The 24,443-nt window shown below is 67.5% G+C and carries 22 protein-coding genes and 1 tRNA gene; 10 read left to right on the top strand and 13 right to left on the bottom strand.

Annotated elements, in window-relative coordinates:
* The first annotated feature begins 18 nt into the window (after nt 1-18).
* Complete coding sequence (locus TN53_RS01990; protein WP_234441493.1) at nt 19-1,116, top strand: tyrosine-type recombinase/integrase; 1,098 nt, start codon at nt 19-21, stop codon at nt 1,114-1,116.
* Nucleotides 1,117-1,184: 68 nt separating this feature from the next.
* Here TN53_RS01990 and TN53_RS01985 read toward each other — a convergent pair.
* From TN53_RS01985 to dnaA, 9 genes are all read right to left on the bottom strand, one after another.
* Nucleotides 1,185-1,261, bottom strand: a tRNA-Ile gene (locus TN53_RS01985).
* Between the two features lie 124 nt (nt 1,262-1,385).
* Nucleotides 1,386-2,183, bottom strand: a complete 798-nt coding sequence (locus TN53_RS01980) for a DUF3566 domain-containing protein (RefSeq protein WP_046256520.1) — start codon at nt 2,181-2,183, stop codon at nt 1,386-1,388.
* Between the two features lie 18 nt (nt 2,184-2,201).
* Nucleotides 2,202-4,796 carry a DNA gyrase subunit A gene (gene gyrA / locus TN53_RS01975; protein ID WP_046256519.1) on the bottom strand — a complete coding sequence of 865 codons (2,595 nt, stop codon included), beginning with the start codon at nt 4,794-4,796 and terminating at the stop codon, nt 2,202-2,204.
* A 42-nt stretch (nt 4,797-4,838) separates the two neighbouring features.
* A complete protein-coding gene (gene gyrB / locus TN53_RS01970; RefSeq protein ID WP_199924491.1) occupies nt 4,839-6,878 on the bottom strand; it encodes a DNA topoisomerase (ATP-hydrolyzing) subunit B in 2,040 nt (679 codons plus the stop codon).
* A gap of 415 nt (nt 6,879-7,293) precedes the next feature.
* Complete coding sequence (locus tag TN53_RS01965; protein ID WP_046256517.1) at nt 7,294-7,830, bottom strand: DUF721 domain-containing protein; 537 nt, start codon at nt 7,828-7,830, stop codon at nt 7,294-7,296.
* Entirely contained in the window at nt 7,827-8,948 is a 1,122-nt protein-coding gene (recF, locus tag TN53_RS01960) for a DNA replication/repair protein RecF (RefSeq protein WP_046256516.1), read from the bottom strand. The genes TN53_RS01965 and recF overlap by 4 nt, the downstream gene beginning before the upstream one ends.
* Nucleotides 8,949-9,020: 72 nt before the next feature.
* Nucleotides 9,021-9,896 carry a phosphogluconate dehydrogenase (NAD(+)-dependent, decarboxylating) gene (gene gnd, locus TN53_RS01955; protein WP_046256515.1) on the bottom strand — a complete coding sequence of 292 codons (876 nt, stop codon included), beginning with the start codon at nt 9,894-9,896 and terminating at the stop codon, nt 9,021-9,023.
* Nucleotides 9,897-10,029: 133 nt separating this feature from the next.
* On the bottom strand, nt 10,030-11,160 hold the full coding sequence (gene dnaN, locus TN53_RS01950; protein ID WP_046256514.1) for a DNA polymerase III subunit beta: 1,131 nt from the start codon (nt 11,158-11,160) through the stop codon (nt 10,030-10,032).
* 855 nt (nt 11,161-12,015) lie between these two features.
* Complete coding sequence (gene dnaA / locus TN53_RS01945) at nt 12,016-13,944, bottom strand: chromosomal replication initiator protein DnaA (protein ID WP_046256513.1); 1,929 nt, start codon at nt 13,942-13,944, stop codon at nt 12,016-12,018.
* A 374-nt stretch (nt 13,945-14,318) separates the two neighbouring features.
* Here dnaA and rpmH point away from each other — a divergent pair, with 374 nt between their 5' ends.
* The 9 genes from rpmH to TN53_RS01900 all read left to right on the top strand — a co-directional run bounded on the left by rpmH (nt 14,319) and on the right by TN53_RS01900 (nt 21,223).
* A complete protein-coding gene (rpmH, locus tag TN53_RS01940) occupies nt 14,319-14,456 on the top strand; it encodes a 50S ribosomal protein L34 (RefSeq protein ID WP_006381191.1) in 138 nt (45 codons plus the stop codon).
* A gap of 21 nt (nt 14,457-14,477) precedes the next feature.
* Entirely contained in the window at nt 14,478-14,849 is a 372-nt protein-coding gene (rnpA, locus tag TN53_RS44600; RefSeq protein WP_095046237.1) for a ribonuclease P protein component, read from the top strand.
* Nucleotides 14,846-15,199: a membrane protein insertion efficiency factor YidD gene (gene yidD / locus TN53_RS01930; RefSeq protein WP_046256512.1), complete on the top strand. Its 354-nt coding sequence runs from the start codon at nt 14,846-14,848 to the stop codon at nt 15,197-15,199. Before rnpA ends, yidD begins: the two co-directional genes overlap by 4 nt.
* A gap of 3 nt (nt 15,200-15,202) precedes the next feature.
* Complete coding sequence (yidC, locus tag TN53_RS01925) at nt 15,203-16,474, top strand: membrane protein insertase YidC (protein WP_046256511.1); 1,272 nt, start codon at nt 15,203-15,205, stop codon at nt 16,472-16,474.
* 15 nt (nt 16,475-16,489) lie between these two features.
* Entirely contained in the window at nt 16,490-17,002 is a 513-nt protein-coding gene (locus TN53_RS01920) for a protein jag (RefSeq protein WP_046256510.1), read from the top strand.
* 127 nt (nt 17,003-17,129) lie between these two features.
* The gene (rsmG, locus tag TN53_RS01915) at nt 17,130-17,846 is read left to right on the top strand and encodes a 16S rRNA (guanine(527)-N(7))-methyltransferase RsmG (RefSeq protein ID WP_046256509.1); all 717 of its coding nucleotides are present in this window, start codon (nt 17,130-17,132) and stop codon (nt 17,844-17,846) included.
* Between the two features lie 265 nt (nt 17,847-18,111).
* Nucleotides 18,112-19,185: a ParA family protein gene (locus tag TN53_RS01910; RefSeq protein ID WP_095046246.1), complete on the top strand. Its 1,074-nt coding sequence runs from the start codon at nt 18,112-18,114 to the stop codon at nt 19,183-19,185.
* Nucleotides 19,182-20,282, top strand: coding sequence for a ParB/RepB/Spo0J family partition protein (locus TN53_RS01905; RefSeq protein ID WP_046256507.1), 1,101 nt, complete (start codon nt 19,182-19,184; stop codon nt 20,280-20,282). The genes TN53_RS01910 and TN53_RS01905 overlap by 4 nt, the downstream gene beginning before the upstream one ends.
* 323 nt (nt 20,283-20,605) lie before the next feature.
* The gene (locus TN53_RS01900; RefSeq protein ID WP_046256506.1) at nt 20,606-21,223 is read left to right on the top strand and encodes a GNAT family N-acetyltransferase; all 618 of its coding nucleotides are present in this window, start codon (nt 20,606-20,608) and stop codon (nt 21,221-21,223) included.
* A gap of 75 nt (nt 21,224-21,298) precedes the next feature.
* On the opposite strand, the gene trxA is transcribed toward TN53_RS01900, so the two are convergent.
* The 4 genes from trxA to sigM all read right to left on the bottom strand — a co-directional run bounded on the left by trxA (nt 21,299) and on the right by sigM (nt 24,423).
* Entirely contained in the window at nt 21,299-21,631 is a 333-nt protein-coding gene (trxA, locus tag TN53_RS01895; protein WP_007383275.1) for a thioredoxin, read from the bottom strand.
* A gap of 45 nt (nt 21,632-21,676) precedes the next feature.
* A complete protein-coding gene (gene trxB, locus TN53_RS01890) occupies nt 21,677-22,645 on the bottom strand; it encodes a thioredoxin-disulfide reductase (RefSeq protein WP_046256505.1) in 969 nt (322 codons plus the stop codon).
* Nucleotides 22,646-22,834: 189 nt separating this feature from the next.
* The gene (locus tag TN53_RS01885; RefSeq protein ID WP_046256504.1) at nt 22,835-23,701 is read right to left on the bottom strand and encodes an anti-sigma factor family protein; all 867 of its coding nucleotides are present in this window, start codon (nt 23,699-23,701) and stop codon (nt 22,835-22,837) included.
* Nucleotides 23,698-24,423, bottom strand: a complete 726-nt coding sequence (gene sigM / locus TN53_RS01880; RefSeq protein WP_046256503.1) for an RNA polymerase sigma factor SigM — start codon at nt 24,421-24,423, stop codon at nt 23,698-23,700. Before sigM ends, TN53_RS01885 begins: the two co-directional genes overlap by 4 nt.
* Nucleotides 24,424-24,443 lie beyond the last annotated feature (20 nt).

The raw sequence follows: 24,443 nt of genomic DNA, 5'->3' as shown, positions 1-24,443 counted from the left end.
CGTGCGGACGGCCGATACATGGGCCGCGCGTACGTCACCGACACGGACGGCAACCGCGTCCGCAAGACGGTCTATGGCGCCACGTGGGACGACGCCAACGAGAAGCTCGGCAAGCTCCAGGAACAGGAGCGCAACGGCGTCCCGGTGCCCTCCCGCGCCTGGTCGCTCGGCGAGTGGCTGGCCTACTGGCTGAAGCACATCGTTGAGCCGGACTCCGAGCACAACACGTACGTCAAGTACGAGTCCAAGGTCAGGCTGTACCTGGCGCCTCACCTCGGCAAGAAGTCACTGGTCAAGCTGACTCCTGCCCAACTCCGCGCGTTCATGGCGACGTTGAAGCGTGACAAGGTCCCGGCGCCCACGCGCTTCGAGGTGCTCCGTGTCCTCCGGAACGCCCTCAACCGGGCCATCCGCGAAGAGCTGCTGACGCGCAACGTCGCGCTGCTGGTCGACATGCCCAAGGTCAGCAAGGACAAGGGCACGGCATGGAACGCACGTGAGGCAATCACGTTCCTCCGCGCCACCCGTGCGCACCGGCTCTACGCGGCCTGCGTGCTCGTCCTGGTGCTCGGGCTCCGCCGTAGTGAGGTGCTGGGCCTGCGCTGGCAAGACGTCGACTTCGAGGGGATGCGGTTCACCCCGGTCAAACAGGTGCAGCGCGTGAAGGGCGTCGGTCTGGTCCTCAAGGATCTCAAGACCGAGTCGTCACAGGCGGTGCTCCCCTTGCCGGAGTTCTGTGCTCGCGCCTTGGAGGAGCGGCGGGAGCTGCAAGAGCTGGAACGGAAGATCGCCGGTGAGCACTGGTCTCAGGGGCCGGACCAAGACCTGATCTTCTCGTCCGAGCACGGCGGCATGATCGACCCCGTGGGCTTCTCCCGGACCTTCGACCGGCTCGTGAAGCGAGCCAGTGTCCGCCGCATCACGGTCCGCCTCGCCCGGCACACCTGCGGGACCCTGCTCGCCTTCCTGAAGGTGCACCCCAAGGTCGCTCAGGCGATCCTCCGGCACAGCCAGATCAGCATGACCATGGACGTCTACACCCACGTCGTCGGCGACAGCGAGCGGGAAGCGGTCGACATGCTCGCCGAGCTGCTGGAAGATCCGCTCATCGGCTGACCGCCGCTGTTGGTGTCAACCGCTGGTGTCAAAAGACCCCCGAACCAATGATCCGGGGGTCTTTTCGCTGGTGGGGCTAACAGGATTTGAACCTGTGGCCTCATCCTTATCAGGGATGCGCTCTAACCAACTGAGCTATAGCCCCGCCGCGCTCTGCGGAGTGTGTCCCGCGCGCTGACTCCTGAAGATTAGCGCACGACATGGGCAGTCCCAAAATCGGTTGTCCGCGGCCCTTCAGGAGGGGTTTGAAACGGCGATCGGAGTTAATGTCACTCGTCCTCGGCGAGCGTCAGCTCGACACCGCCGACGAAGCCCGCGGACAGGTTGTAGATGAACGCGCCGAGGGTCGCGAGAGCCGTCGCGAGGACGACGTCGATGACCGCGATGATCGTGGTGAACATGAGGACGTTCGGCAGCGACAGGAAGGACTGCAGGTCGAAGCCGTTCGACTCGTTGGAGCCGGTCGCCTCGGAGATCGTGCCGCCGACGGTCGAGAAGACGCCCATCGCGTCCATGACCATCCACAGCACCGCGGCCGCCACGATCGTGCAGATACCCAGCGCGATGGAGAGCAGGAAGCTGACCTTCATCACCGACCACGGGTCGGCCTTGGCCACCCGCAGCCGCGCTTTGCGGGTGCGCGGCGTGGTGCGCGCGCCGGTGCGCGGGCGGCGTACGGCACCCGCGGAGACGGCGGCCTGCGCCGGGTAGGCCTGCGGCGGGTGGTACGGCCCGGCGGCTTGCTGAGGCCCGCGCTCTCCCGGCAGCGGGGACGGAGCCGGCTGCTCAGCCGAAGGCTGCTGCGGCTGTGCGCCCGGAGCAGCCGAGCCCGCGCCGGCGGCGTACTGCTGGGTCTGCGGGCCTCGGGTGTCCGTCACAGTTCCCCCCTGGGATCCATGCGAGTCGGGCGAGGGTGAGTCCTTCGCGGGCGACTTGATCGCTTTGAGCTGGGTCGTGTGCGAATCTGTCGCCCGCGCGGCGGAGCCACGGCCGCCGCCGTCCGTGTCCGTACCGGCCTGAGAACCGGTAGGGGTACCGGACGATCCGGCGCCCGTGGCTCCGCTCACGCTGACTCACTCCTCGTGCTACTCGGCTGAGGGCGCCTCACCCTCGTCCGTGCCGGTGGTCGCGGCACTCTCGGCGGTCTCGTCGATGGCGCCATCGCCCTCGACCTCCTCCGCCTCGCGTCCCGCCTCGGCGTTACGTGCGATACCGACGACGGCATCGCGCTTGCCCAGGTTGATCAGTTGGACGCCCATGGTGTCACGGCCCGTCTCCCTGATCTCGTTGACTCGCGTACGAATCACACCGCCGCCCAGCGTGATGGCGAGGATCTCGTCGGTCTCCTCGACCACCAGCGCGCCGACGAGAGAACCACGGTCCTCCACGATCTTGGCGGCCTTGATGCCGAGGCCACCGCGACCCTGGACGCGGTATTCGTCGACGGCGGTCCGCTTCGCGTACCCGCCGTCTGTGGCAGTGAACACGAACGTACCGGGTCGAACAACATTCATCGAGAGCAGCTCGTCTCCCCCACGGAAACTCATGCCCTTGACACCCGAGGTCGCACGGCCCATCGGTCGCAATGCGTCGTCCGTGGCAGTGAACCTGATCGATTGAGCCTTCTTGCTGATCAGAAGCAGATCATCCTCGGCCGAAACGAGCTCGGCTCCGATCAGTTCGTCGTCCGAACCGTCGTCCGTCTCCCGGAGGTTGATCGCGATGACACCACCGGAACGCGGCGAATCGTAATCCTTCAGAGCCGTCTTCTTGACCAAGCCGCCCTTCGTGGCCAGCACCAGGTACGGCGCCACCTCGTAGGTGCGGATCGCGAGGATCTCGGCGATCGCCTCGTCCGGCTGGAAGGCCAGCAGGTTCGCGACGTGCTGTCCACGCGCGTCACGGCCGGCGTCGGGAAGCTCGTACGCCTTGGCTCGGTAGACCCGGCCCTTGTTCGTGAAGAACAGCAGCCAGTGGTGGGTCGTGGAGACGAAGAAGTGGTCGACGATGTCGTCTTCCTTGAGCTTCGTGCCGCGCACGCCCTTGCCGCCGCGCTTCTGGGCGCGGTAGTCGACAGTCTTGGTGCGCTTGACGTAACCGCCGCGCGTGACCGTGACGACGATGTCCTCCTCGGCGATCAGGTCCTCGATGGACATGTCACCGTCGTAGGGGACCAGCATCGTCTTGCGGTCGTCGCCGAACTTCTCGACGATGACCGCGAGTTCCGCGCTGACGATGCCGCGCTGGCGGACCGGCGAGGCCAGGATCGCGTTGTACTCCGTGATCTTCGCCTGGAGTTCGTCGTGCTCCTGGATGATCTTCTGGCGCTCCAGGGCGGCCAGTCGGCGCAGCTGCATCTCGAGGATGGCGTTGGCCTGGATCTCGTCGATCTCCAGGAGCTCCATCAGGCCCGTGCGCGCGATGTCCACGGTGTCGCTGCGCCGGATCAGCGCGATGACCTCGTCGATGGCGTCAAGGGCCTTCAGCAGACCACGCAGGATGTGCGCCCGCTCCTCGGCCTTGCGCAGCCTGAAGCGCGTACGACGGACGATGACCTCGATCTGGTGCGTCACCCAGTGGCGGATGAACGCGTCCAGCGACAGCGTGCGCGGAACGCCGTCGACCAGCGCCAGCATGTTGGCGCTGAAGTTCGACTGGAGGTCCGTGTGCTTGTAGAGGTTGTTCAGTACGACCTTGGCGACCGCGTCCCTCTTGAGCACGATGACCAGACGCTGACCGGTACGGGAGCTGGTCTCGTCCCGGACGTCCGCGATACCGCCGACCTTGCCGTCCTTCACCAGGTCGGCGATCTTCTGCGCGAGGTTGTCGGGGTTGGTCTGGTACGGCAGCTCCGTGACCACCAGGCACTGGCGGTTCTGGATCTCCTCGACCTCGACGACCGCGCGCATGGTGATCGAGCCACGGCCCGTGCGGTACGCCTCCTCGATGCCCTTGCGGCCCACGACGAGCGCGCCGGTCGGGAAGTCGGGGCCCTTGATGCGCTCCATCAGCGCGTCCAGGAGCTCCTCGTGCGAGGCCTCCGGGTTCTCCAGGTACCACTGGGCGCCGGAGGCCACCTCGCGCAGGTTGTGCGGCGGGATGTTGGTCGCCATACCGACCGCGATGCCTGCCGAGCCGTTGATCAGCAGGTTCGGGAAGCGGGCGGGCAGGACGGTCGGCTCCTGGGAGCGGCCGTCGTAGTTGTCCGTGAAGTCGACGGTCTCCTCGTCGATGTCGCGGACCATCTCCATGGACAGCGGCATCATCTTGCACTCGGTGTACCGCATGGCGGCCGCCGGGTCGTTGCCGGGAGAGCCGAAGTTGCCGTTGGAGTCCACCAGCGGCATCCGCATCGACCACGGCTGCGCGAGGCGGACCAGCGCGTCGTAGATCGAGGAGTCGCCGTGCGGGTGGTAGTTGCCCATGACGTCGCCGACGACACGGGCACACTTGTAGAAGCCACGCTCGGGTCGGTAGCCGCCGTCGTACATGGCGTACAGGACGCGGCGGTGGACGGGCTTGAGGCCGTCCCGGACGTCCGGCAGCGCGCGGGAGACGATGACGGACATCGCGTAGTCGAGATACGAGCGCTGCATCTCCGTCTCGAGCCCGACGGGCTCGACACGCTGGGCGATGATGCCGCCCTCTTCAGGGGTGACAGGAGTGTTCTCGTCGGCCATTGCTGGTGAAGATCCTTCCTGGTGCGGTCAGCTGAGACCGACTCAGATGTCGAGGAAGCGGACGTCCTTGGCGTTGCGCTGGATGAACGCGCGGCGGGCCTCGACGTCCTCGCCCATCAGGACCGAGAACAGGTCGTCGGCCTGGGCGGCGTCGTCGAGGGTGACCTGGCCGAGGACGCGGTGCTCCTGGTCCATGGTCGTCACGCGCAGTTCCTCGGCGTTCATCTCGCCGAGACCCTTGAAGCGCTGGATCGAGTCCTCGCGCACGCGCTTGCCGCGCTGGCGCCCCATCTCGAGCAGCGCGTCGCGCTCGCGGTCCGAGTACGCGTACTCGATGTCGTCCCGGCCCCACTTGATCTTGTACAGCGGGGGACGGGAGAGATACACGTGCCCGGCCTCGACCAGCGGCCGCATGAAGCGGAACAGGAACGTCAGCAGCAGGGTGCTGATGTGTTGTCCGTCGACGTCGGCGTCCGCCATAAGGATGATCTTGTGATAGCGGAGCTTCTCGATGTCGAAGTCCTCGTGCACACCCGTGCCGAAGGCCGAGATCAGCGCCTGGATCTCCTGGTTCTGCAGGATCTTGTCGATCCGCGCCTTCTCGACGTTGAGGATCTTTCCTCGGATCGGGAGGATCGCCTGGTACTGCGGGTTGCGGCCGGACTTGGCCGAGCCGCCGGCGGAGTCACCCTCGACGATGAAGATCTCGCACTTGGTCGGATCGTTCGACTGGCAGTCCGAGAGCTTGCCCGGCAGCGACGCCGACTCCAGCAGGCCCTTGCGACGCGTCAGGTCGCGGGCCTTGCGGGCCGCCACGCGCGCGGTGGCCGCCTGGATGCCCTTGCGGATGATGTCCGCGGCCTCGACCGGGTTGCGGTCCAGCCAGTCGTTGAGGTGCTCGTAGACGGCCTTCTGCACGAAGGTCTTCGCCTCCGTGTTGCCCAGCTTGGTCTTCGTCTGGCCCTCGAACTGCGGCTCGCTCAGCTTGATCGAGATGATCGCGGTCAGACCCTCGCGGATGTCGTCACCCGTGAGGTTGTCGTCCTTCTCCCGCAGCAGCTTCTTGTCGCGCGCGTACTTGTTGATCAGGTTCGTGAGCGCCGCGCGGAAGCCCTCTTCGTGCGTACCGCCCTCATGCGTGTGGATGATGTTGGCGAACGAGTACACACCCTCGGTGTAGCCGCCGTTCCACTGCATCGCGACCTCGAGCGAGAGGTGGCGCTCCCTGTCCTCGGCCTCGAGGTCGATGATGGAGGGGTGGACCGCCTCTCCCTTGCGGGAGTTGAGGTACTTCACGAAGTCGACGATGCCGCCCTCGTAGTGGTACGAGACGGTCTTGACCTCGTGCTTCTCGTCCTCGCCCGCCTCGTCCGCACCGGCGGTGGCCTTCGCCGACTCGCGCTCGTCCGTGAGATTGATCGTCAGGCCCTTGTTGAGGAAGGCCATCTCCTGGAAGCGCCGCGAGAGCGTCTCGAAGGAGTACACGGTGGTCTCGAAGATGTCGGGGTCGGCCCAGAACGTGACCGAGGTACCGGTCTCGTCGGTGGCCTCGTGCCGCTCGAGCGGAGCGGTGGGCGCGCCCGCCTTGTACTCCTGCGTCCAGCGGTAGCCGTCGGTCCTGATCTCCACGGCCAGCTTGAACGAGAGCGCGTTCACGACGGAGACACCCACGCCGTGCAGGCCACCGGAGACGGCGTAACCGCCGCCGCCGAACTTGCCGCCCGCGTGCAGCACGGTGAGCACGACCTCGACGGCCGGCTTCTTCTCGACGGGGTGGATGCCCACCGGGATGCCACGGCCGTTGTCGATCACGCGCACAGCGCCGTCGGCGAGGATCGTGACGTCGATGGTGTCCGCGTGACCGGCCAGCGCCTCGTCGACCGAGTTGTCGACGACCTCCTGCACAAGGTGGTGCAGGCCGCGCTCGCCGGTCGAGCCGATGTACATACCGGGTCGCTTGCGAACCGCGTCCAGACCCTCGAGGACGGTGATGGCGCTGGCGTCGTACGAGGCGGTGACCTCGCCGTTCGCTCCGACGCCGGTGGACGGGATGTTCTCGTTGGGGTTGCCGGAATCGGCCACGAAGCGCCCTTTCTGGCACAGCACGAGCCAGGCTCGTCGGCGGTTTGCCGGAGCGGCTGCGGCATGTTGCGTTGGTAAGCCTTGTTCAGCGTTGCTCAGCTTGTCCCGGCGGTCCCCACGAGTGGGGCGGGATTAGCTTCCAGTCTACCGGTAGCGCCGACAGTGATGGGGGTTTGCCGGTACCTGAGTCCGCATGTGCCGCCCTAAATCCTCCTCCTCCGGGTCCCCATATACAGAGCAGGGCTCCAAGAGGCTCACGGAGGCACTCAGCGCTTCGGGCTGTCAACCCTTGGCTACTTGGGAGTCACGTCGCTGTTCGCAACCGCGTGTGGTCCTGCGACACGAAGGCCGCCGACGGTCCTTCGCAGCCGTCGACGGCCTTGGATGTGATGTCTGTCACCCGCAGGTTTGCCGGTCACCCGTAGGTGTCACCAGGGCCCGTGCTGCCCGGGGCGCGCAAGGGGCCATAGCGCCGCGCGGGCCCCGCGGGCCCCTGCACCTTGATCACCCGCACGGCCCCGTGCCCGAGATCCTCGTTGAGCCGGGCCACCAGCGTCGGCGCGAGCAGCCGCAGATTGGTCGCCCAGGCCGTGGAGTCACAGCGCACGATCAGGACCCGCTCGTCCTCGTCGTATCGCTCCGGCTCGCAGTGCTTGGCCACGTCCTCGCCGACGATCTCCGGCCAGCGCCCCATCACCCCGCCCACCGCCGCCGGAGCCTCCCAGCCGCGCTCACTGATGAGCCGGTTGATCGCGGAGCCCAGCGCCATCGGGTCGCGCCCGTCGGCGCGCGCGCCGGAACGCAGACCACCCCGCCGCGCCTGCTTCTTCTGCTGCGCCGCGTCCCCGCGCGCGCGTGCCTGCTCTTTGGCCGCCCTGAGCGCCACGCGCGCGAGGTCGACACCGGAGGGCTCAGGGCCCTTCTCGGGAGCGGGTTCCTGAGGGCTGCTCATACGCGCTCCACCACCCCTTCGGACACCGAGTACCGCGCCCCCACCAGCAGATGCGGTACGTCGTCGTCGACCGCGGCCGTCACCAGCACCTGCTCACCTGGCGCCACCAACTCCGCCAGCCGCTCCCGGCGCCGGGTGTCCAACTCGGCGAAGACGTCGTCGAGGATCAGCACCGGCTCATTGCCCTCCGCGCGGAGCAGGTCGTACGACGCCAGGCGCAACGCCAGCGCGTACGACCAGGACTCACCGTGCGAGGCGTACCCCTTGGCGGGCAACTGACCGAGTTTGAGAATCACATCGTCTCGATGAGGGCCTACGAGGGTGACGCCCCGCTCGATCTCCTGCTTGCGGGCGTCCGCGAGCGCCGCCATCAGCTGCGCGTAGAGGTCCTCGCGGGTGTGTGCCTCGCCCGGCGCGGACGGCTTGTACTCCAGGGCAATCGGCCCACCGCCGGGAGCCAGCTGCTCGTACGCCTTGTCGGACAGCGGCTGGATCGCGGCGATCAGGTCGAGCCGCTGGGCGAGCAACTCGGCGCCCACACGCGCGAGGTGCTGATCCCACACGTCGAGGGTGGACAGGTCCATGGAGCGGCCGCCGTGCCGTCGGGCGAGCGCCGCGGACTTCAGCAGGGTGTTGCGCTGCTTGAGGACCCGCTCGTAGTCGGAGCGCACGCCGGCCATGCGCGGGGAGCGCGCGGTGATCAGCTCGTCGAGGAAACGGCGCCTCTCACCGGGGTCACCCTTGACCAGCGCGAGGTCCTCCGGCGCGAACAGTACGGTCCGCACGATGCCGAGCACGTCACGCGGCCTGACCTGCGAGGACCTGTTGATACGGGCACGGTTGGACTTACCCGGGTTCAGCTCCAGCTCGACCAGCTGCTGCCGCTCGCCCTGCTTGACCTGCGCCCGGATCACCGCGCGGTCGGCGCCCATGCGGACCAGGGGGGCGTCGGAGGAGACTCGGTGGCTGCCGAGGGTGGCGAGATAGCCGACCGCCTCGACCAGGTTCGTCTTGCCCTGCCCGTTGGGGCCGACGAAAGCCGTGACGCCCGGGTCGAGCGGAACTTCGACCCGGGCGTACGAGCGGAAGTCGGCCAGCGACAGATGCGTGACGTGCATGGTCGGGCGCCGACCTCCCCCAGCTTGTGGACTGCGCCTCGCGTCCTGTGGATCGCGACGCAGCCCTGTGGATTACTTCTTCTCGACCGCGTGGCCGCCGAACTGGTTGCGCAGCGCCGCGATCATCTTCATCTGCGGCGAGTCGTCCTGACGGGACGCGAACCGCGCGAACAGGGACGCGGTGATCGCCGGAAGCGGTACCGCGTTGTCGATGGCGGCCTCCACGGTCCACCGGCCCTCGCCGGAGTCCTGTGCGTAACCGCGCAGCTTGTCCAGGTGCTCGTCCTCGTCGAGGGCGTTGACCGCGAGGTCCAGCAGCCAGGAGCGGATGACGGTGCCCTCCTGCCAGGAGCGGAAGACCTCACGGACGTCCGTCACGGAGTCGACCTTCTCCAGGAGCTCCCAGCCCTCGGCGTAGGCCTGCATCATCGCGTACTCGATGCCGTTGTGGACCATCTTCGAGAAGTGGCCCGCACCCACCTTGCCGGCGTGCACGGCACCGAAGTCGCCCTCGGGCTTGAGCGCGTCGAAGACCGGCTGCACCTTGGCGATGTTCTCGGCGTCGCCGCCGTACATCAGCGCATAGCCGTTCTCCAGGCCCCACACACCGCCGGAGACACCACAGTCGACGAAGCCGATGCCCTTGGCCGCGAGCTCCTCGGCGTGCTTCTCGTCGTCCGTCCAGCGGGAGTTGCCGCCGTCCACCACGACGTCGCCGGGCTCCAGGAGCTCGGCCAACTCGTCGACCGTCGACTGGGTCGCGGCACCGGCCGGGACCATCACCCAGACCACGCGCGGGCCCTTGAGCTTGCCCACAAGCTCTTCCAGGCTGTGGACATCGGCGAGGTCCGGGTTGCGGTCGTATCCGATGACGGTGTGACCTGCGCGGCGGATCCGCTCGCGCATGTTGCCGCCCATCTTGCCGAGGCCGACGAGACCGAGCTCCATCAGTTGTTCCTTAGGTTGCTGTGGCGTGTGGGGCACCTTCGTACCCACGTCCGAGCCTAAACCCGGACGCTCACGCACACCTGTGGGCATACCCGCTCAAACGTATGCCCCGACCTGCGGGTTCTCTGAAGGGTCAGCCGCTGAGGCGCACGGGCATGATCAGGTACTTGTAGGCCTCGTCCGCCTCGGCGTCCAGCGCCGGCTTGCCGCTGAGCAGCGCGGGCTTCGTGGAGGTGGTGAAGGAGAGCTGGGCGACCGGGGAGTCGATGGCACTCAGGCCGTCCAGCAGGAAGGTCGGGTTGAAGGCGATCGACACGTCGTCGCCCTCCAGCTGGGCGTCGACCCTCTCCACAGCCTGTGCGTCGTCGCTGGAACCTGCCTCCAGGATGAGCACGCCCTGCTCGAAGCTCAGCCGCACCGGGGTGTTCCGCTCGGCGACCAGGGCCACACGCTTGACGGCCTCCACGAAGGGGGCGGTCTCGATCACGGCGATGGAGTTGAACTCCGTCGGGAAGAGCGAGCGGTACTTCGGGAGGTCGCCCTCCAGGAGGCGGGTCGTCGTACGACGACCGGCGCCCTCGAAGCCGATCAGGCCCTCGCCCGCACCCGAGCCGGAGAGCGCCAGGGTGACGCTGTCGCCGCTCGTGAGCGCCTTGGCGGTGTCCAGGAGCGTCTTGGCGGGCACCAGGGCCACCGCGGACGCCTCGGGGTTCTCCGGCTTCCACAGGAACTCGCGGACCGCGAAGCGGTAGCGGTCGGTGGAGGCCAGGGTGACGGTGTCGCCCTCGATCTCGATGCGCACACCGGTCAGGACGGGCAGCGTGTCGTCGCGGCCGGCGGCGATGGCGACCTGCGCGGCGGCGGAGGCGAAGACCTCACCCGGGACGGTGCCGGTCGCGGTCGGCATCTGCGGCAGCGCCGGGTACTCCTCCACAGGCAGGGTGTGGAGTGTGAATCGCGAGGAGCCGCAGACCACGGTCGCCCGTACACCGTCTGTGGAAATCTCCACCGGTCGGTTGGGGAGCGCGCGGCAGATGTCGGCGAGGAGTCGGCCGGACACCAGGACCGTGCCCTCCTCCTCGATCTCGGCCTCCACGGACACCCGCGCCGAGACCTCGTAGTCGAAGCTGGACAGGCTCAGCTGGCCGTCCTCGGCCTTCAGCAGAAGGCCGGCGAGGACAGGCGCCGGCGGACGGGCCGGGAGGCTGCGTGCCGCCCAGGCCACTGCCTCCGCGAGTACGTCGCGTTCCACCCGGATCTTCACTGTTGCCGCCTCCTGCTGTTGCCGGCGCTTCGCTCTGCCTGGCCCTCGTCGTCTGACTCGGTGTCGTCAGTCCCGGTGAGGGGAAGGACACCGGGGAACAGTCTGACGCACCCCACTGACAGTAGGTGCCTCTCGGGGTCAAGTCGTGACGAGGGGCAGTCGGGAGCCGGACAGCGAGTTGTGCACAGGACCCACTTCGAAACGGATTCCCAGCTCTCTCTAGTTGGAAGTAGTAGTAGGGGCTGTGGAAACGGTGGATAACCGCGTTTTCGCAGGTCACACCGGAAATTTTGTCCACTGGCCCTGTGGGCGGAGGCGGTGGACAACCGGGCTCATCTGTGGAGAACGAAAAGTTCTGCACACCCCGTGCACAGCCTGAGGCGACTTCTCCCCAACGTCGTCCCCAGCTTTACCCACGTTTCCCACAGGCCAACCCGGCACCTTCGTGTGACGCCTTTCACTCGACCCGGTGAGCAGCCGCGTCGCGTTGCCGAACAGTGGACAGCGGTGTGGAGAAACTGGTGATCGCTGGGGACAACACGCCTCACCCTGTGGGTTGCCGGTGGACAACTTCGTGCACAGCCTGTGGATCTTTTCTCTGTCCACAGGCTGTGGAGATCCTTCATCCACGAATCCACAACCAGGTGACCTGCCCTGATGGCCTTTCAGCGCGGGTGCCTGTGGACACAGTCTGGACAACTTCCCAGTCCCCAGGGTGTGGACGGGAAAAAGTCGCCGAATCTGTGGAGAGAGGCCGTAACGCGACAGCTATTCGAACACCGGGCTACGGCGTCATGAAGAAGGGCGCCCTCGGGAACTCGTCCCGGGGCGCCCTAGCGAGTGTCTCTGCGGCCGTCAGCCGTTCTTGATGCGGTTCGTGAGCTCCGTTACCTGGTTGTAGATGGAGCGCCGCTCGGCCATCAGATTGCGGATCTTGCGGTCCGCGTGCATGACCGTGGTGTGGTCGCGGCCGCCGAACAGCGCGCCGATCTTCGGCAGCGAGAGGTCCGTCAGCTCTCGGCACAGGTACATGGCGATCTGGCGGGCGGTCACGAGTGCGCGGCCGCGTGAGGTGCCGCACAGGTCCTCGACGGTGAGGCCGAAGTAGTCGGCCGTCGCGCTCATGATGGCCGTCGACGTGATCTCCGGCGCCCCGTCGTCGCCGCCGGGAATGAGGTCCTTGAGGACGATCTCGGTCAGGCCCAGGTCCACCGGCTGCCGGTTGAGCGACGCGAACGCCGTCACCCGGATCAGCGCCCCCTCCAGCTCGCGGATGTTGCGCGAGATGCGGGAGGCGATGAACTCCAGGACCTCCGGCGGAGCGTTGAGCTGCTCCTGGACCGCCTTCTTGCGGAGGATCGCGATACGCGTCTCCAGCTCCGGCGGCTGGACGTCGGTGATCAGACCCCACTCGAAACGGTTCCGCAGCCGGTCCTCCAGCGTGACCAGCTGCTTGGGCGGCCGGTCGCTGGAGAGCACGATCTGCTTGTTGGCGTTGTGGAGCGTGTTGAACGTGTGGAAGAACTCCTCCTGCGTCGACTCCTTGTCCGCGAGGAACTGGATGTCGTCGACGAGCAGGATGTCCATCTCGCGGTACCGCTTGCGGAAGCTGTCGCCCTTGCCGTCGCGGATGGAGTTGATGAACTCGTTGGTGAACTCCTCCGAGCTCACATAGCGCACGCGCGTGCCGGGATAGAGGCTGCGGGCGTAGTGCCCGATCGCGTGCAGCAGGTGCGTCTTGCCGAGCCCGGACTCCCCATAGATGAAGAGGGGGTTGTACGCCTTCGCCGGCGCCTCGGCGACGGCCACCGCGGCGGCGTGCGCGAAGCGGTTGGAGGCGCCGATGACGAAGGTGTCGAAGAGGTACTTCGGGTTAAGGCGCGCCGTCGGCTCACCCGGGCCTGCCGCGGGTGCGGGCTTCGCGGCCAGCGGGCTCGGGGCGCCACTGGACGCGGACACCGCCGGGCCGCCGCGGTGCATGTGCCCGCCGCCGGAGGGCGGCTCGGGAAGATCGCGGCGCGGGCCCGGCTGGTCGTAGTCGGAGGAGCGGCGCGGCTGGTCGTAGTCCTGCCGCTGGTCGTCGTAGGAGGGCCGCTGCTGGTCGTAGTCGGGGCGCTGGCCGTCGTAGGGCGGGCGGTCCATCGGCTGCGGGCGGTAGTCCTGCGACGGCGAGGAGTACGAGTCCTGGGAGTACGACTCCTGCGACGGCGGCGTCGCGTACGGGTCCCGCTCGGGGAAGCCGAGCCGTGGCTGCTGCCAGCTGTACTCGTCCTGCTGCGGGCGTGGCCAGGCGCCGGGTTCGGGGCGCTGGTACTCGCTCGGGTAGGCGGGACGCGCGGTGGGCAGCTGGTCGTTCTGTTCGGCGCGGCCCGGCCGGCGGTCGTCGGCGCGGTGGCGGCCGTAGCCCTCGTACTGCCTGTCGGTCTGGCCGTCGTACTGGTTGGAGGGGAGCTCGGGCTCTTCGTAGCGTGGCTGCGGGCGGGCGGACGGAGGGGCCGGGGGCTCGCCGGCGGAGTCGTCGACGGTGATCGCGATGCGGATCGGGCGGCCGCACTCGCGGCTCAGCGTCTCGCTGACGATCGGCGCGAGGCGGCCTTCGAGTACGCCCTTCGCGAATTCGTTCGGTACGGCGAGCAGGGCGGTGTCGGCGACCAGCGCGAGGGGCTGGCAGCGGCGGATCCAGTGCTCGTCCTTCGTCTCGACCCCCTGCCCACGGCCCCCGTCGAGGAGCTGCTCGAGTACTCGTGGCCACACTGCGGCAAGATCGGCAGGTACGTCAGCCACAGGGCACGCTCTCTCACGGGGTCCCACGATCGTGTGGTGGTGGGACGAGTCGGGATTCAAAGGGGGTGGGGCAGAGACATGGGAACGAATCGGAGTTCAGCCACGGTAGTCAGGGCGACGGGTGCGGTTCAAGTTGTTGTCCCCAGCCTGTGGATAGTGTCTCCCGGTGACCGCTGGTTTGACCGGATGGCGTAGCCGCGCGTACCGTAACCAGGTCGAGTTGTCGATGGCTGCTGCCGCCTGCCTCCGATGGGCCAAGATCGCGTCAGGTGATCGGGAAGCGGTGCACTCGGGCGTAACGAGAGCTACTCGTGGGCGCACGGTGACAGCCAGGACGGCACCCGCCACCACCGATTAGTTTCTGGAGCCCCCGAGTGAGCAAGCGCACCTTCCAGCCGAACAACCGTCGTCGCGCGAAGACCCACGGCTTCCGCCTGCGGATGCGTACCCGTGCCGGTCGCGCGATTCTCGCGAACCGCCGTGGCAAGGGTCGCGCCAGCCTGTCCGCCTGATCCTGATCAGGTCATGACGTCGTGCTGCCTACCGAGCATCGGCTGAGGCGGCGCGAGGACTTCGCGACCGCGGTACGACGGGGGCGCCGGGCAGGCCGCCCGTCCCTCGTCATCCATCTTCGTAGCGGTGCCACGGACCCGCACGCGCCTGGGGAGAGCGCTCCCCCGACGCGTGCGGGTTTCGTCGTGAGCAAGGCCGTCGGCGGTGCCGTGGTGCGCAACAAGGTGAAGCGCAGACTGCGGCATCTCATGCGCGACCGGGTCGAACTGTTTCCCCCCGGTAGCCTGGTAGTCGTACGAGCGCTACCCGGTGCGGGTGACGCCGACCATGCACAGCTGGCCCGAGACCTGGATGCCGCCATCGAGCGGTTGCTGGGAGGGGGCGCGCGATGAAGTACCCGCTGCTGGCTCTGATCAAGCTGTACCAGTGGACGATCAGTCCGCTGCTGGGGCCTGTCTGCAAGTACTACCCGTCGTGCTCCCACTACGGTTACACGGCCATCGACCGGCACGGTGCCATCAAGGGCACGGCGCTCACCGCCTGGCGCATCCTGCGGTGCAATCCGTGGTCACTGGGCGGTGTGGACCATGTTCCGCCCCGTAAGCGCCCGCGGTGGCACGAATTTCTGCGTAACGCCTGGCGTGCACGCAAGGGCGGGCACTCCGCCGCCGAAACGGCCATTGAAGGACAGACTCCTTCGAGCCCGGCCGCAGAGACACCGTCCCATGCCCAAGGAGCATGATTAGTGGACACGATTGCCAGCCTCTTCAGCTTCATCACGACACCTGTCTCCTGGGTCATCGTCCAGTTCCACAAGGTGTACGGCGCCGTTTTCGGCCCTGACACCGGGTGGGCCTGGGGCCTGTCGATCGTGTCCCTGGTGATCCTGATCCGTATCTGCCTGATCCCGCTCTTCGTGAAGCAGATCAAGGCGACCCGGGCGATGCAGACGCTGCAGCCCGAGATGAAGAAGATCCAGGAGCGCTACAAGAACGACAAGCAGCGCCAGTCCGAAGAGATGATGAAGCTCTACAAGGAGACGGGCACCAACCCGCTCTCCTCGTGTCTTCCCATCCTGGCGCAGTCGCCGTTCTTCTTCGCGCTGTACCACGTGCTCAACGCCATCGCGAACAACGACACCATCGGCTCGATCAACCAGAGCCTGCTGGACAGCGCGCAGAAGGCGCACATCTTCGGGGCCCCGCTGGCCGCGAAGTTCACCGACAGCTCCTCGGACGTCGCCGCGCTCGACGCCTCGCTGACCACGGTCCGCATCGTGACCGCGGTCATGATCGTGATGATGTCGGCGTCGCAGTTCTACACGCAGCGCCAGCTGATGACGAAGAACGTCGACACCACGGTGAAGACGCCGTTCATGCAGCAGCAGAAGATGCTGATGTACGTCTTCCCGGTCATGTTCGCCGTTTTCGGCATCAACTTCCCCGTCGGTGTCCTCGTCTACTGGCTGACCACCAACGTGTGGACCATGGGCCAGCAGATGTACGTCATCCACAACAACCCGACCCCGGGTTCCAAGGCCCAGGCCGCCTATCTGGAGCGCCTGACCAAGCACGTCACGAACCACGGCAAGACGCGCAGCCGTGGTGAGAAGGCCATCGTCAAGGCCATCGTGGCCAAGGGCCGCGACCGCAACGAGTTCGAGCGCAAGTTCATCAACGCTCTGAGCAAGACGGGCCTCGTGGCCCAGGCGGACGGCACCGTGGTGAAGGGCGAGGCCCAGGCCGCCGCCGAGACCGAGGACGGTACGCCGACGACCGGCGGCACTCCCAAGCGCCAGCAGCCGAAGCGGCAGAGCAAGTCGCAGCGGCAGTCCGGCGGTGCTACAGGTGCCCCGAAGGCGGCCGACGAGCCCACGTCGCTCACCAAGTCCGACGAGCCCGAGGACGCCAAGCCCGCCGCTCCGGCCAAGAAGCAGCCCGGCGGCAATACCCGCAGCAAGGCCCAGTCCGGACAGCGCAAGGGTCCGCAGCGGCCCAAGTCCCCGTCCAAGAAGTAAGAAGGAGTCCATCCCGTGACGGAAGGCACCACCTCCGCTGCTGCCGAGGGTGTAGACACTCTGTCCCGCCTGGAGCAGGAGGGCGAGATCGCGGCGGACTATCTCGAGGGTCTGCTCGACATCGCCGATCTCGACGGCGACATCGACATGGACGTCGAGGCCGACCGCGCTGCTGTGTCCATCATCAGCGACTCGGGCGGCCGCGACCTGCAGAAGCTGGTCGGCCGCGACGGCGAGGTGTTGGAGGCGCTCCAGGAGCTCACGCGCCTGGCCGTGCACCGGGAGACCGGGGACCGCAGCCGGCTGATGCTGGACATCGCGGGCTACCGCGCCAAGAAGCGTGCCGAGCTCTCCGAGCTGGGTGCCAAGGCCGCCGCCGAGGTCAAGAACACGGGTGAGCCCGTGAAAATGCAGCCGATGACGCCGTTCGAGCGCAAGGTCGTGCACGACGCCGTCAAGGTTGCCGGTCTGCGCAGCGAGTCCGAGGGCGAGGAGCCGCAGCGCTTCGTCGTTGTGCTTCCCGCCTGATCGGTCCGTACGTTCCTCCGGCCCCGTCTGTAGCGCAGACGGGGCCGAACTTTGTCAGCCTGATAGTTCTGGTGGATGTGGTGATCGGCGCCGCGTGCGCCCATCGCGGTACGGAAGGACGGTCCCCGTGACGGAGGCAGCGGAGCTTCCCCCTGCGCCCGAGCAGGCGCGCACGGTGTTTGGTGATCGCTACGCGGATGCGGTCCGGTACGCGGAGCTGCTCGCTGAGGCGGGCGTGCAGCGCGGTCTGATCGGCCCGCGTGAGGTGCCCCGGCTGTGGGAGCGGCACCTGCTGAACTGTGCGGTGCTCTCGGAGGTCGTTCCCGAGGGTGTGACGGTCTGCGACGTCGGCTCGGGCGCCGGCCTCCCCGGCATTCCCCTGGCGCTCGTCCGGGAGGACCTGAAGATCACGCTGCTGGAGCCCCTCCTGCGGCGTACGACCTTTCTGACCGAGGTCGTGGAGCTGCTGGGCCTGGACCATGTCACGGTCATCCGGGGGCGTGCCGAGGAGGTCATGGGCAAGCTGCCACCGGTGCACGTGGTGACGGCGCGTGCCGTGGCCCCGCTGGACCGGCTGGCCGCCTGGGGTATTCCTCTGCTGCGCCCGTACGGCGAGATGCTCGCGCTCAAGGGCGACACGGCGGAGGAGGAGCTCAAGGCCGCGGGCACGGCGCTGAGCAAGCTGGGCGCTGTGGAGACGTCGGTCCTGCATGTCGGGGAGGGCGTGGTGGATCCGCTGTCCACGGTGGTGCGGGTCGAGGTCGGTGAGAGCCCTGGCGGCGTGCGCTTCGCGGCAAAGCGGGCCAAGGCGGCTCGGACGGGCCGGACCCGCAGGCGTCGCTGATCCGTCCTGACGACGAGACGTACTCCACACAAGCTGTCAAACGTACGCATGCCGGAGTGTCGCGACACTTCGGGCTCTGCTGCTGTGCATCGTGTTTCACGTGAAACGTCGCTCACTGCTGCACGGCATCATCAGCCGTGGTCGCGCCGCGGCCGAACCGCGTGACCGGAAGCCTCTCGGGTCTCTCGGAGAGGTAACGGAGTTGTCCACAGAGGTGGATTTCTCCACAGAACGCCAGGCCTCACTGGTTCACGACCCCGAAGACATGGGAGGCTCTGTTCATTGCGAGCCTGAAGTCGAGGAGAGTGAATCCTTGCGGTCCGACGCCAACATCGCGGGACCGATGACCGATCCGGTCCCCGGCCCCCGTACCGAGTCGATGGGGGACGATGTTTCACGTGAAACACCGCCCCCGATGGACGACACTCCCATCGGTCGTGCTGCCCAATTGGCGGTGGAGGCACTGGGCCGTGTCGGCGAGGGCCTGCCTCGGCCTGAGCAGACCCGCGTCATGGTGGTCGCCAACCAGAAGGGTGGCGTGGGCAAAACGACGACAACGGTCAACCTCGCCGCTTCACTGGCAGTGCATGGCAGCCGTGTCCTCGTGATCGACCTCGACCCGCAGGGAAACGCATCCACGGCCCTGGGTATCGACCACCACGCCGAAGTACCGTCCATTTATGACGTCCTGATCGACAGTAGGCCGCTGGCTGAAGTCGTCCAGCCGGTCCCGGACGTAGAAGGTCTCTTCTGCGCTCCCGCCACGATCGACCTCGCCGGCGCGGAGATCGAACTGGTCTCTCTGGTGGCACGTGAGAGCCGGCTTCAGCGGGCGATCCAGGCGTATGAGCACCCGCTGGACTACATCCTCATCGACTGCCCGCCCTCGCTCGGCCTGCTGACCGTCAACGCGATGGTCGCCGGCGCCGAGGTCCTCATCCCGATCCAGTGCGAGTACTACGCGCTGGAGGGTCTGGGGCAGCTGTTGCGCAACGTCGACCTGGTGCGGGGGCACCTCAACCCCAACCTGCATGTCTCGACGATCCTGCTCACCATGTACGACGGCCGGACGCGGCTTGCGTCCCAGGTCGCGGACGAGGTGCGCACCCACTTCGGTGACGAGGTGCTGCGGACGAGCATTCCCCGCTCGGTCCGTATCTCCGAGGCGCCGAGCTATGGGCAGACGGTGCTGACCTACGATCCAGGATCGAGCGGTGCCCTCTCCTATCTTGAGGCGGCACGAGAAATCGCGCTGAAGGGCGTGGGCGTCGCCTATGACCCGACGCAGGCCCATATCGGCACCCAGAGCAACCCGAGCATGGTGGAGGGCATTCAGTGAGTGAGCGACGGAGGGGTTTGGGCCGTGGGCTCGGCGCACTGATCCCTGCTGCCCCGACAGAGAAGAACCCGGCTCCGGCCGCGGTGGGGGGCGCCGGTTCCGCGTCTCCGTCGGCCGTACCGGTGCTGACGACCGACCGCGGAGTGGCTGCGGCGAAGGTGGCCATGCTGCCGCCTGTTTCACATGAAACCGAGGAGCCGTCGGTCAACGGCTACGCGGAGACGCCCGGGCCTCCCGTGGGCGCCTACTTCGCGGAGCTCCCGCTCGACTCCATCACGCCGAACCCGCGCCAGCCGCGTGAGGTTTTCGACGAGGATGCGCTGCAGGAACTGGTCACCTCCATCCAGGAGGTCGGTCTCCTCCAACCGGTCGTCGTACGGCAGGTCGGTCCTGGGCGCTACGAGCTCATCATGGGCGAGCGGCGGTGGCGGGCCAGCCGTGAGGCGGGCCTGGAAGCGATCCCGGCGATCGTGCGGGCCACGGACGACGAAAAGCTTCTCCTGGACGCGCTCCTGGAGAACCTGCACCGGGCTCAGCTGAATCCGCTGGAAGAGGCTGCCGCCTACGACCAGTTGCTGAAGGACTTCAACTGCACGCACGACCAGCTGGCGGACCGTATCGGACGCTCCCGCCCGCAGGTCTCCAACACCCTGCGTCTGCTGAAGCTCTCGCCGGCCGTCCAGCGCCGGGTGGCCGCCGGGGTCCTGTCCGCCGGGCACGCACGCGCCCTGCTCTCCGTCGAGGACTCGGAGGAGCAGGACCGCCTGGCTCACCGGATCGTCGCCGAGGGACTCTCGGTGCGTGCCGTCGAGGAGATCGTGACCCTCATGGGGTCGCGGCCGCAGACGGCTCAGCGCTCCAAGGGGCCGCGAGCCGGCGCCCGGGTCTCCCCGGCGCTGACCGACCTGGCAGGCCGTCTCTCGGACCGTTTCGAGACGCGGGTGAAGGTCGACCTGGGGCAGAAGAAGGGCAAGATCACGGTCGAGTTCGCCTCCATGGAGGACCTCGAGCGGATCCTGGGCACGCTCGCCCCCGGCGAGGGACCCGTCCTCCAGAAGAGTCTTCTGGACGGCGACGCCGAAGACATGGAGGACTAGAGCCTCAGACCGGCAGGGCGCGGTGCCCGGCAGTCGACGGAGCGGGCTGTGTCCGGTGGGTACCGGACACAGCCCGCTCTTTGCTTTCAGGCGGTATCGAGGCAATCACATCGTGGATACGATGCGTTCGGGTATGGCGCATCCACCCGGCAGCACCTTCAGGGGAAAGCAGGTGTCATGCGAACGGTGAGCCGCACCGGACTGGTGAGCGCGGGCCTGGGGCTGGGCGCCGTCGGCGGCTTCGTCGGCAGCCTGATCCGGGAACACAGCGCTCTGACAGCCGCCCGCGATGCCGCGGGCGAGGGAAGCGAGGAGCAGCCTTCATGGGCCGTCGGCTCGTACCGCTCACGCTGGACAACCTTCAGGACGTTCCCAAGCGCTGTCGCTCGTGTGTCTTCTGGGAGCTGGACCCAGTCAGTGGCGAAGCCGCGGTAAAGGCAGGCACAGCCGCCCTGGAGAAGGAAGCCTGGATCTCCTCGGTCCTGTTGGACTGGGGATCGTGCGGCCGGGTCGTGTACGTCGACGAGGTGCCGGTGGGCTTTGTGCTCTACGCTCCTCCGGCCTATGTCCCCCGCTCGACGGCGTTTCCCACGAGCCCCGTGTCACCTGACGCCGTGCAGTTGATGACGGCGTTCATCATGCCCGGATATCAGGGGCAGGGGCTGGGCAGAGTGATGGTCCAGACGGTGGCCAAGGATCTACTGCGGCGCGGCTTCAAGGCGATCGAGGCCTTCGGTGACGCTCGCTGGCGGGAGCCGGCCTGTCTTCTGCCCGCCGACCACCTCCTGGCAGTGGGCTTCAAGACGGTCCGCCCTCACCCCCTGCATCCACGCTTGAGGCTGGAGCTGCGGACGACGCTCTCCTGGAAGGAAGACGTGGAGATGGCGCTGGACCGGCTCCTGGGGGCCGTACAGAAGGAACCGGCGCTACGGCCGCTGTAACGACAATGGGCCAGCCCTCACGGGCTGGCCCATTCGTGTTTCACGTGAAACATCATTCAGCTGTCACGTGGAACGTCACTCGGCGATGAAGTCCTCGAGGTCGCGAACGATCGCGGCCTTCGGCTTCGCGCCGACGATGGTCTTGGCGACCTCGCCACCCTGATAGACGTTCAGGGTCGGGATGGACATGACGCCGTACTTGGCGGCCGTACCCGGGTTCTCGTCGATGTTGAGCTTGACGATCTCGATCTTGTCGCCGTACTCGGCGGCGATCGCCTCGAGGGACGGAGCGATCTGGCGGCACGGACCGCACCAGGCGGCCCAGAAGTCCACCAGTACGGGCTTGTCGCTCTTGAGGACGTCCTGCTCGAAGGAGTCGTCGGTCACGTTCTTCAGGGTGCCGGCCACGGCGGGCTCCTTAACTGGTTATGCGGGGTGGGGTGGAAGGGAGGGTCAGACAGCGGTCTTCTCGGGCTCCGCCTGCTCCTCGTCAGCGAGGGCGGCGAGGAAACGCTCGGCGTCGAGGGCGGCGGAGCAGCCGGTGCCGGCCGCGGTGATCGCCTGGCGGTAGGTGTGGTCGACAACGTCGCCGGCGCCGAAGACACCCGTCAGGTTGGTCCGCGTGGAGGGGGCTTCCACCTTCAGGTAGCCCTCCTCGTCCAGCTCCAGCTGACCCTTGAAGAGCTCGGTGCGCGGGTCGTGGCCGATCGCGATGAACAGGCCGGTCACAGGGAGGTCCGAGAGCTCGCCCGTCTTGAGGTTGCGCAGCTTCAGGCCGGCCAGCTTCGGGTCGCCCTGGATCTCGGCGACCTCGCTGTCCCACACGAACTTGATCTTCGGGTCGGCGAAGGCGCGCTCCTGCATCGCCTTGGAGGCGCGCAGAGTGTCCCGGCGGTGGACGATCGTCACGGACTTGGCGAAGCGCGAGAGGAAGGTGGCCTCCTCCATTGCGGTGTCACCGCCGCCGATCACGGCGATGTCGTGGTCCTTGAAGAAGAAGCCGTCGCAGGTCGCACACCAGGAGACGCCACGGCCGGAGAGAGCGTCCTCGTTGGGCAGGCCGAGCTTGCGGTGCTGCGAGCCCGTGGTGACGATGACGGCCTTCGCCTTGTGGACCGTGCCGGCGGTGTCGGTGACGGTCTTGATCTCGCCGGTCAGATCGACGTTGACGATGTCGTCCGGGATGAGTTCGGCGCCGAAGCGCTCGGCCTGGGCGCGCATGTTGTCCATGAGCTCGGGACCCATGATGCCGTCCTGGAAGCCCGGGAAGTTCTCCACCTCGGTGGTGTTCATCAGCGCACCACCTGCGGTGACGGCGCCCTCGAAGACCAGCGGCTTCAGCGACGCGCGCGCGGTGTAGAGCGCCGCCGTATAGCCGGCAGGCCCGGAGCCGATGATGATCACGTTACGGACGTCGCTCACGACTTGGTTCCTCGTCTCTGGACTGCGTCAGTACGGCCGGCGGGAGCCCCTGTCAGAACTCTCACCCCACCCAACGGATCCTAAGGGGCGCGCATTCCCGGTGTGTCCGGGCACACGGAGAGGCGACACCGTACGGGATACCACGCCGGCCGGAGGCGAAGGATCAGCCCGTGGACCGCGCGTGAAGTGTCAGCCTGCGGATCGCGTGTAGGAGTGCGTCAGCAGAACCTTCGCCGAGGACGAGGAATCCGTTTCGCAGGCGGCGTCGACCACGTAGGCATCGACACGGCTGGTGTCCTTCGCGTCGGGCATCACCACGAGATACGCCGGATCGCCGTCGTACGTGCCCTTCTTGGCGGCCATTGCGTCGTCCTCGCGACCGATGCCCTGAAGGACGCACGCAGGCACCCGAGGGACGGTCTTGTTCTTGAGGTTGTTCTCGGGGACGGTGTTCACACCGAGACTCTGGGGGGCGCGAGAGTTTGCCCCGGAGCTCTGTGCCAGAAGTGCGGAGACCTCGGTCTCGACCTTTTTCCCGGAGAAGACGGCGGCCTGTGTGGACGGGTCGGACGGCTTGCCGTCGTTGAAGGACGACAACAGGACCGAACCGAGCCCCAGAGCGGCGACCGTGAACACCGTGCCGAGAACGGCGATCCTGCGGCGCCCGTCACGGGAGCGATCCTTGCGGCCCGGGCCTGTAGTGGAGCTGCGGGGGCGGCCGACGGGTCGGTCCGCCGACATCGATGTTTCACGTGAAACATGCGCCTCGATGAGCGCGGGGGCATCCACGGTGTCGGGGGCTGTGGCGTTGAGCAGAGCCTCGGCGGCCAGTGCGGCGTCGATTCGGCTCGCGACGTCGTCGGGCATGCGTGGGGGACCCGGCATCGTACCGAGCAGACCCCGGATCTCCTCCAAGGACGCGTGGACGTCTGCGCAGAGCTCGCATTCGTCCAGATGCCGCCGTACGTCCGTGGTCCGGGACGGGGGGAGAATGCCTTCGGTGAGATCGGAGATCTCCGCGACGTCCGGGTGCCCGGCCGTGTCTGTCGATGTCACGCTCGCCCACCTCCGCCCTTCACAGCAGCTGAATCGCCTGGACCTGTCTCGCGGGGACCTCCGTCACGAGGTTCCGCTGCGGGTGGGACGGATGTCCCCTGCACCCGGTTCCGTCCCCCGCTCGGTTCTCTGCTGTCACCGGTGTTTTCCGGCCGCAGATGAGTGAGGAGGGGGAGGAGTCTGGCTCTGCCGCGGGCGCAGCGGCTCTTCACCGTGCCGGTCGGGACGTCGAGCATGCGGGCGGCCTCGGCCACCGGGTATCCCTGCATGTCCACCAGGACGAGGGCCGCCCGTTGGTCGGGCGGAAGCGTGCCGAGGGCTTCCAGAAGTTGGCGGTGCAGATCATTGCGCTCCGCGGGCGCCGACGCCGACTCGTGCGGCTCCAGGAGCTGCTCCAGCCGCTCGGTGTCGTCGACCGGGGACGTCTTGCGGGAGGCCGCCTTGCGGGCGCGGTCGAGACAGGCGTTCACCGTGATGCGGTGCAGCCACGTCGTGACGGCAGACTGGCCGCGGAAGGTGTGGGCGGCCCGGTAGGCGGAAACCAAGGCGTCCTGAACGGCGTCAGCGGCCTCCTCGCGATCCCCGAGCGTCCGCAGGGCCACCGCCCACAGGCGATCACGGTGACGCCGTACGAGCTCGCCGAAGGCGTCGGGATCGCCCTCCACATGCCAGGCGAGGAGGTCCTGATCGCTTACGTCGCCGTATGCGGTGCCATCTGCCATCGGACCCCCTCCCCTGGGAT

Source organism: Streptomyces sp. WM6386, assembly GCF_000972385.1.
Taxonomy (GTDB): Bacteria; Actinomycetota; Actinomycetes; order Streptomycetales; family Streptomycetaceae; genus Streptomyces.
The sequence above is the reverse complement of the archived record's forward strand: the minus strand, read 5'-3'. Positions and strand labels throughout refer to the sequence as shown.

What these genes read in the sequence shown, in the direction of transcription:
- TN53_RS01990 (WP_234441493.1), top strand. Translation starts at nt 19, where the DNA reads ATGGGCCGCGCGTACGTCACCGACACGGACGGCAACCGCGTCCGCAAG.
- gyrA (WP_046256519.1), bottom strand. Translation starts at nt 4,796, where the DNA reads ATGGCCGACGAGAACACTCCTGTCACCCCTGAAGAGGGCGGCATCATC.
- TN53_RS01965 (WP_046256517.1), bottom strand. Translation starts at nt 7,830, where the DNA reads ATGAGCAGCCCTCAGGAACCCGCTCCCGAGAAGGGCCCTGAGCCCTCC.
- recF (WP_046256516.1), bottom strand. Translation starts at nt 8,948, where the DNA reads ATGCACGTCACGCATCTGTCGCTGGCCGACTTCCGCTCGTACGCCCGG.
- gnd (WP_046256515.1), bottom strand. Translation starts at nt 9,896, where the DNA reads ATGGAGCTCGGTCTCGTCGGCCTCGGCAAGATGGGCGGCAACATGCGC.
- yidD (WP_046256512.1), top strand. Translation starts at nt 14,846, where the DNA reads ATGAAGTACCCGCTGCTGGCTCTGATCAAGCTGTACCAGTGGACGATC.
- TN53_RS01910 (WP_095046246.1), top strand. Translation starts at nt 18,112, where the DNA reads ATGGGAGGCTCTGTTCATTGCGAGCCTGAAGTCGAGGAGAGTGAATCC.
- TN53_RS01900 (WP_046256506.1), top strand. Translation starts at nt 20,606, where the DNA reads ATGGGCCGTCGGCTCGTACCGCTCACGCTGGACAACCTTCAGGACGTT.
- sigM (WP_046256503.1), bottom strand. Translation starts at nt 24,423, where the DNA reads ATGGCAGATGGCACCGCATACGGCGACGTAAGCGATCAGGACCTCCTC.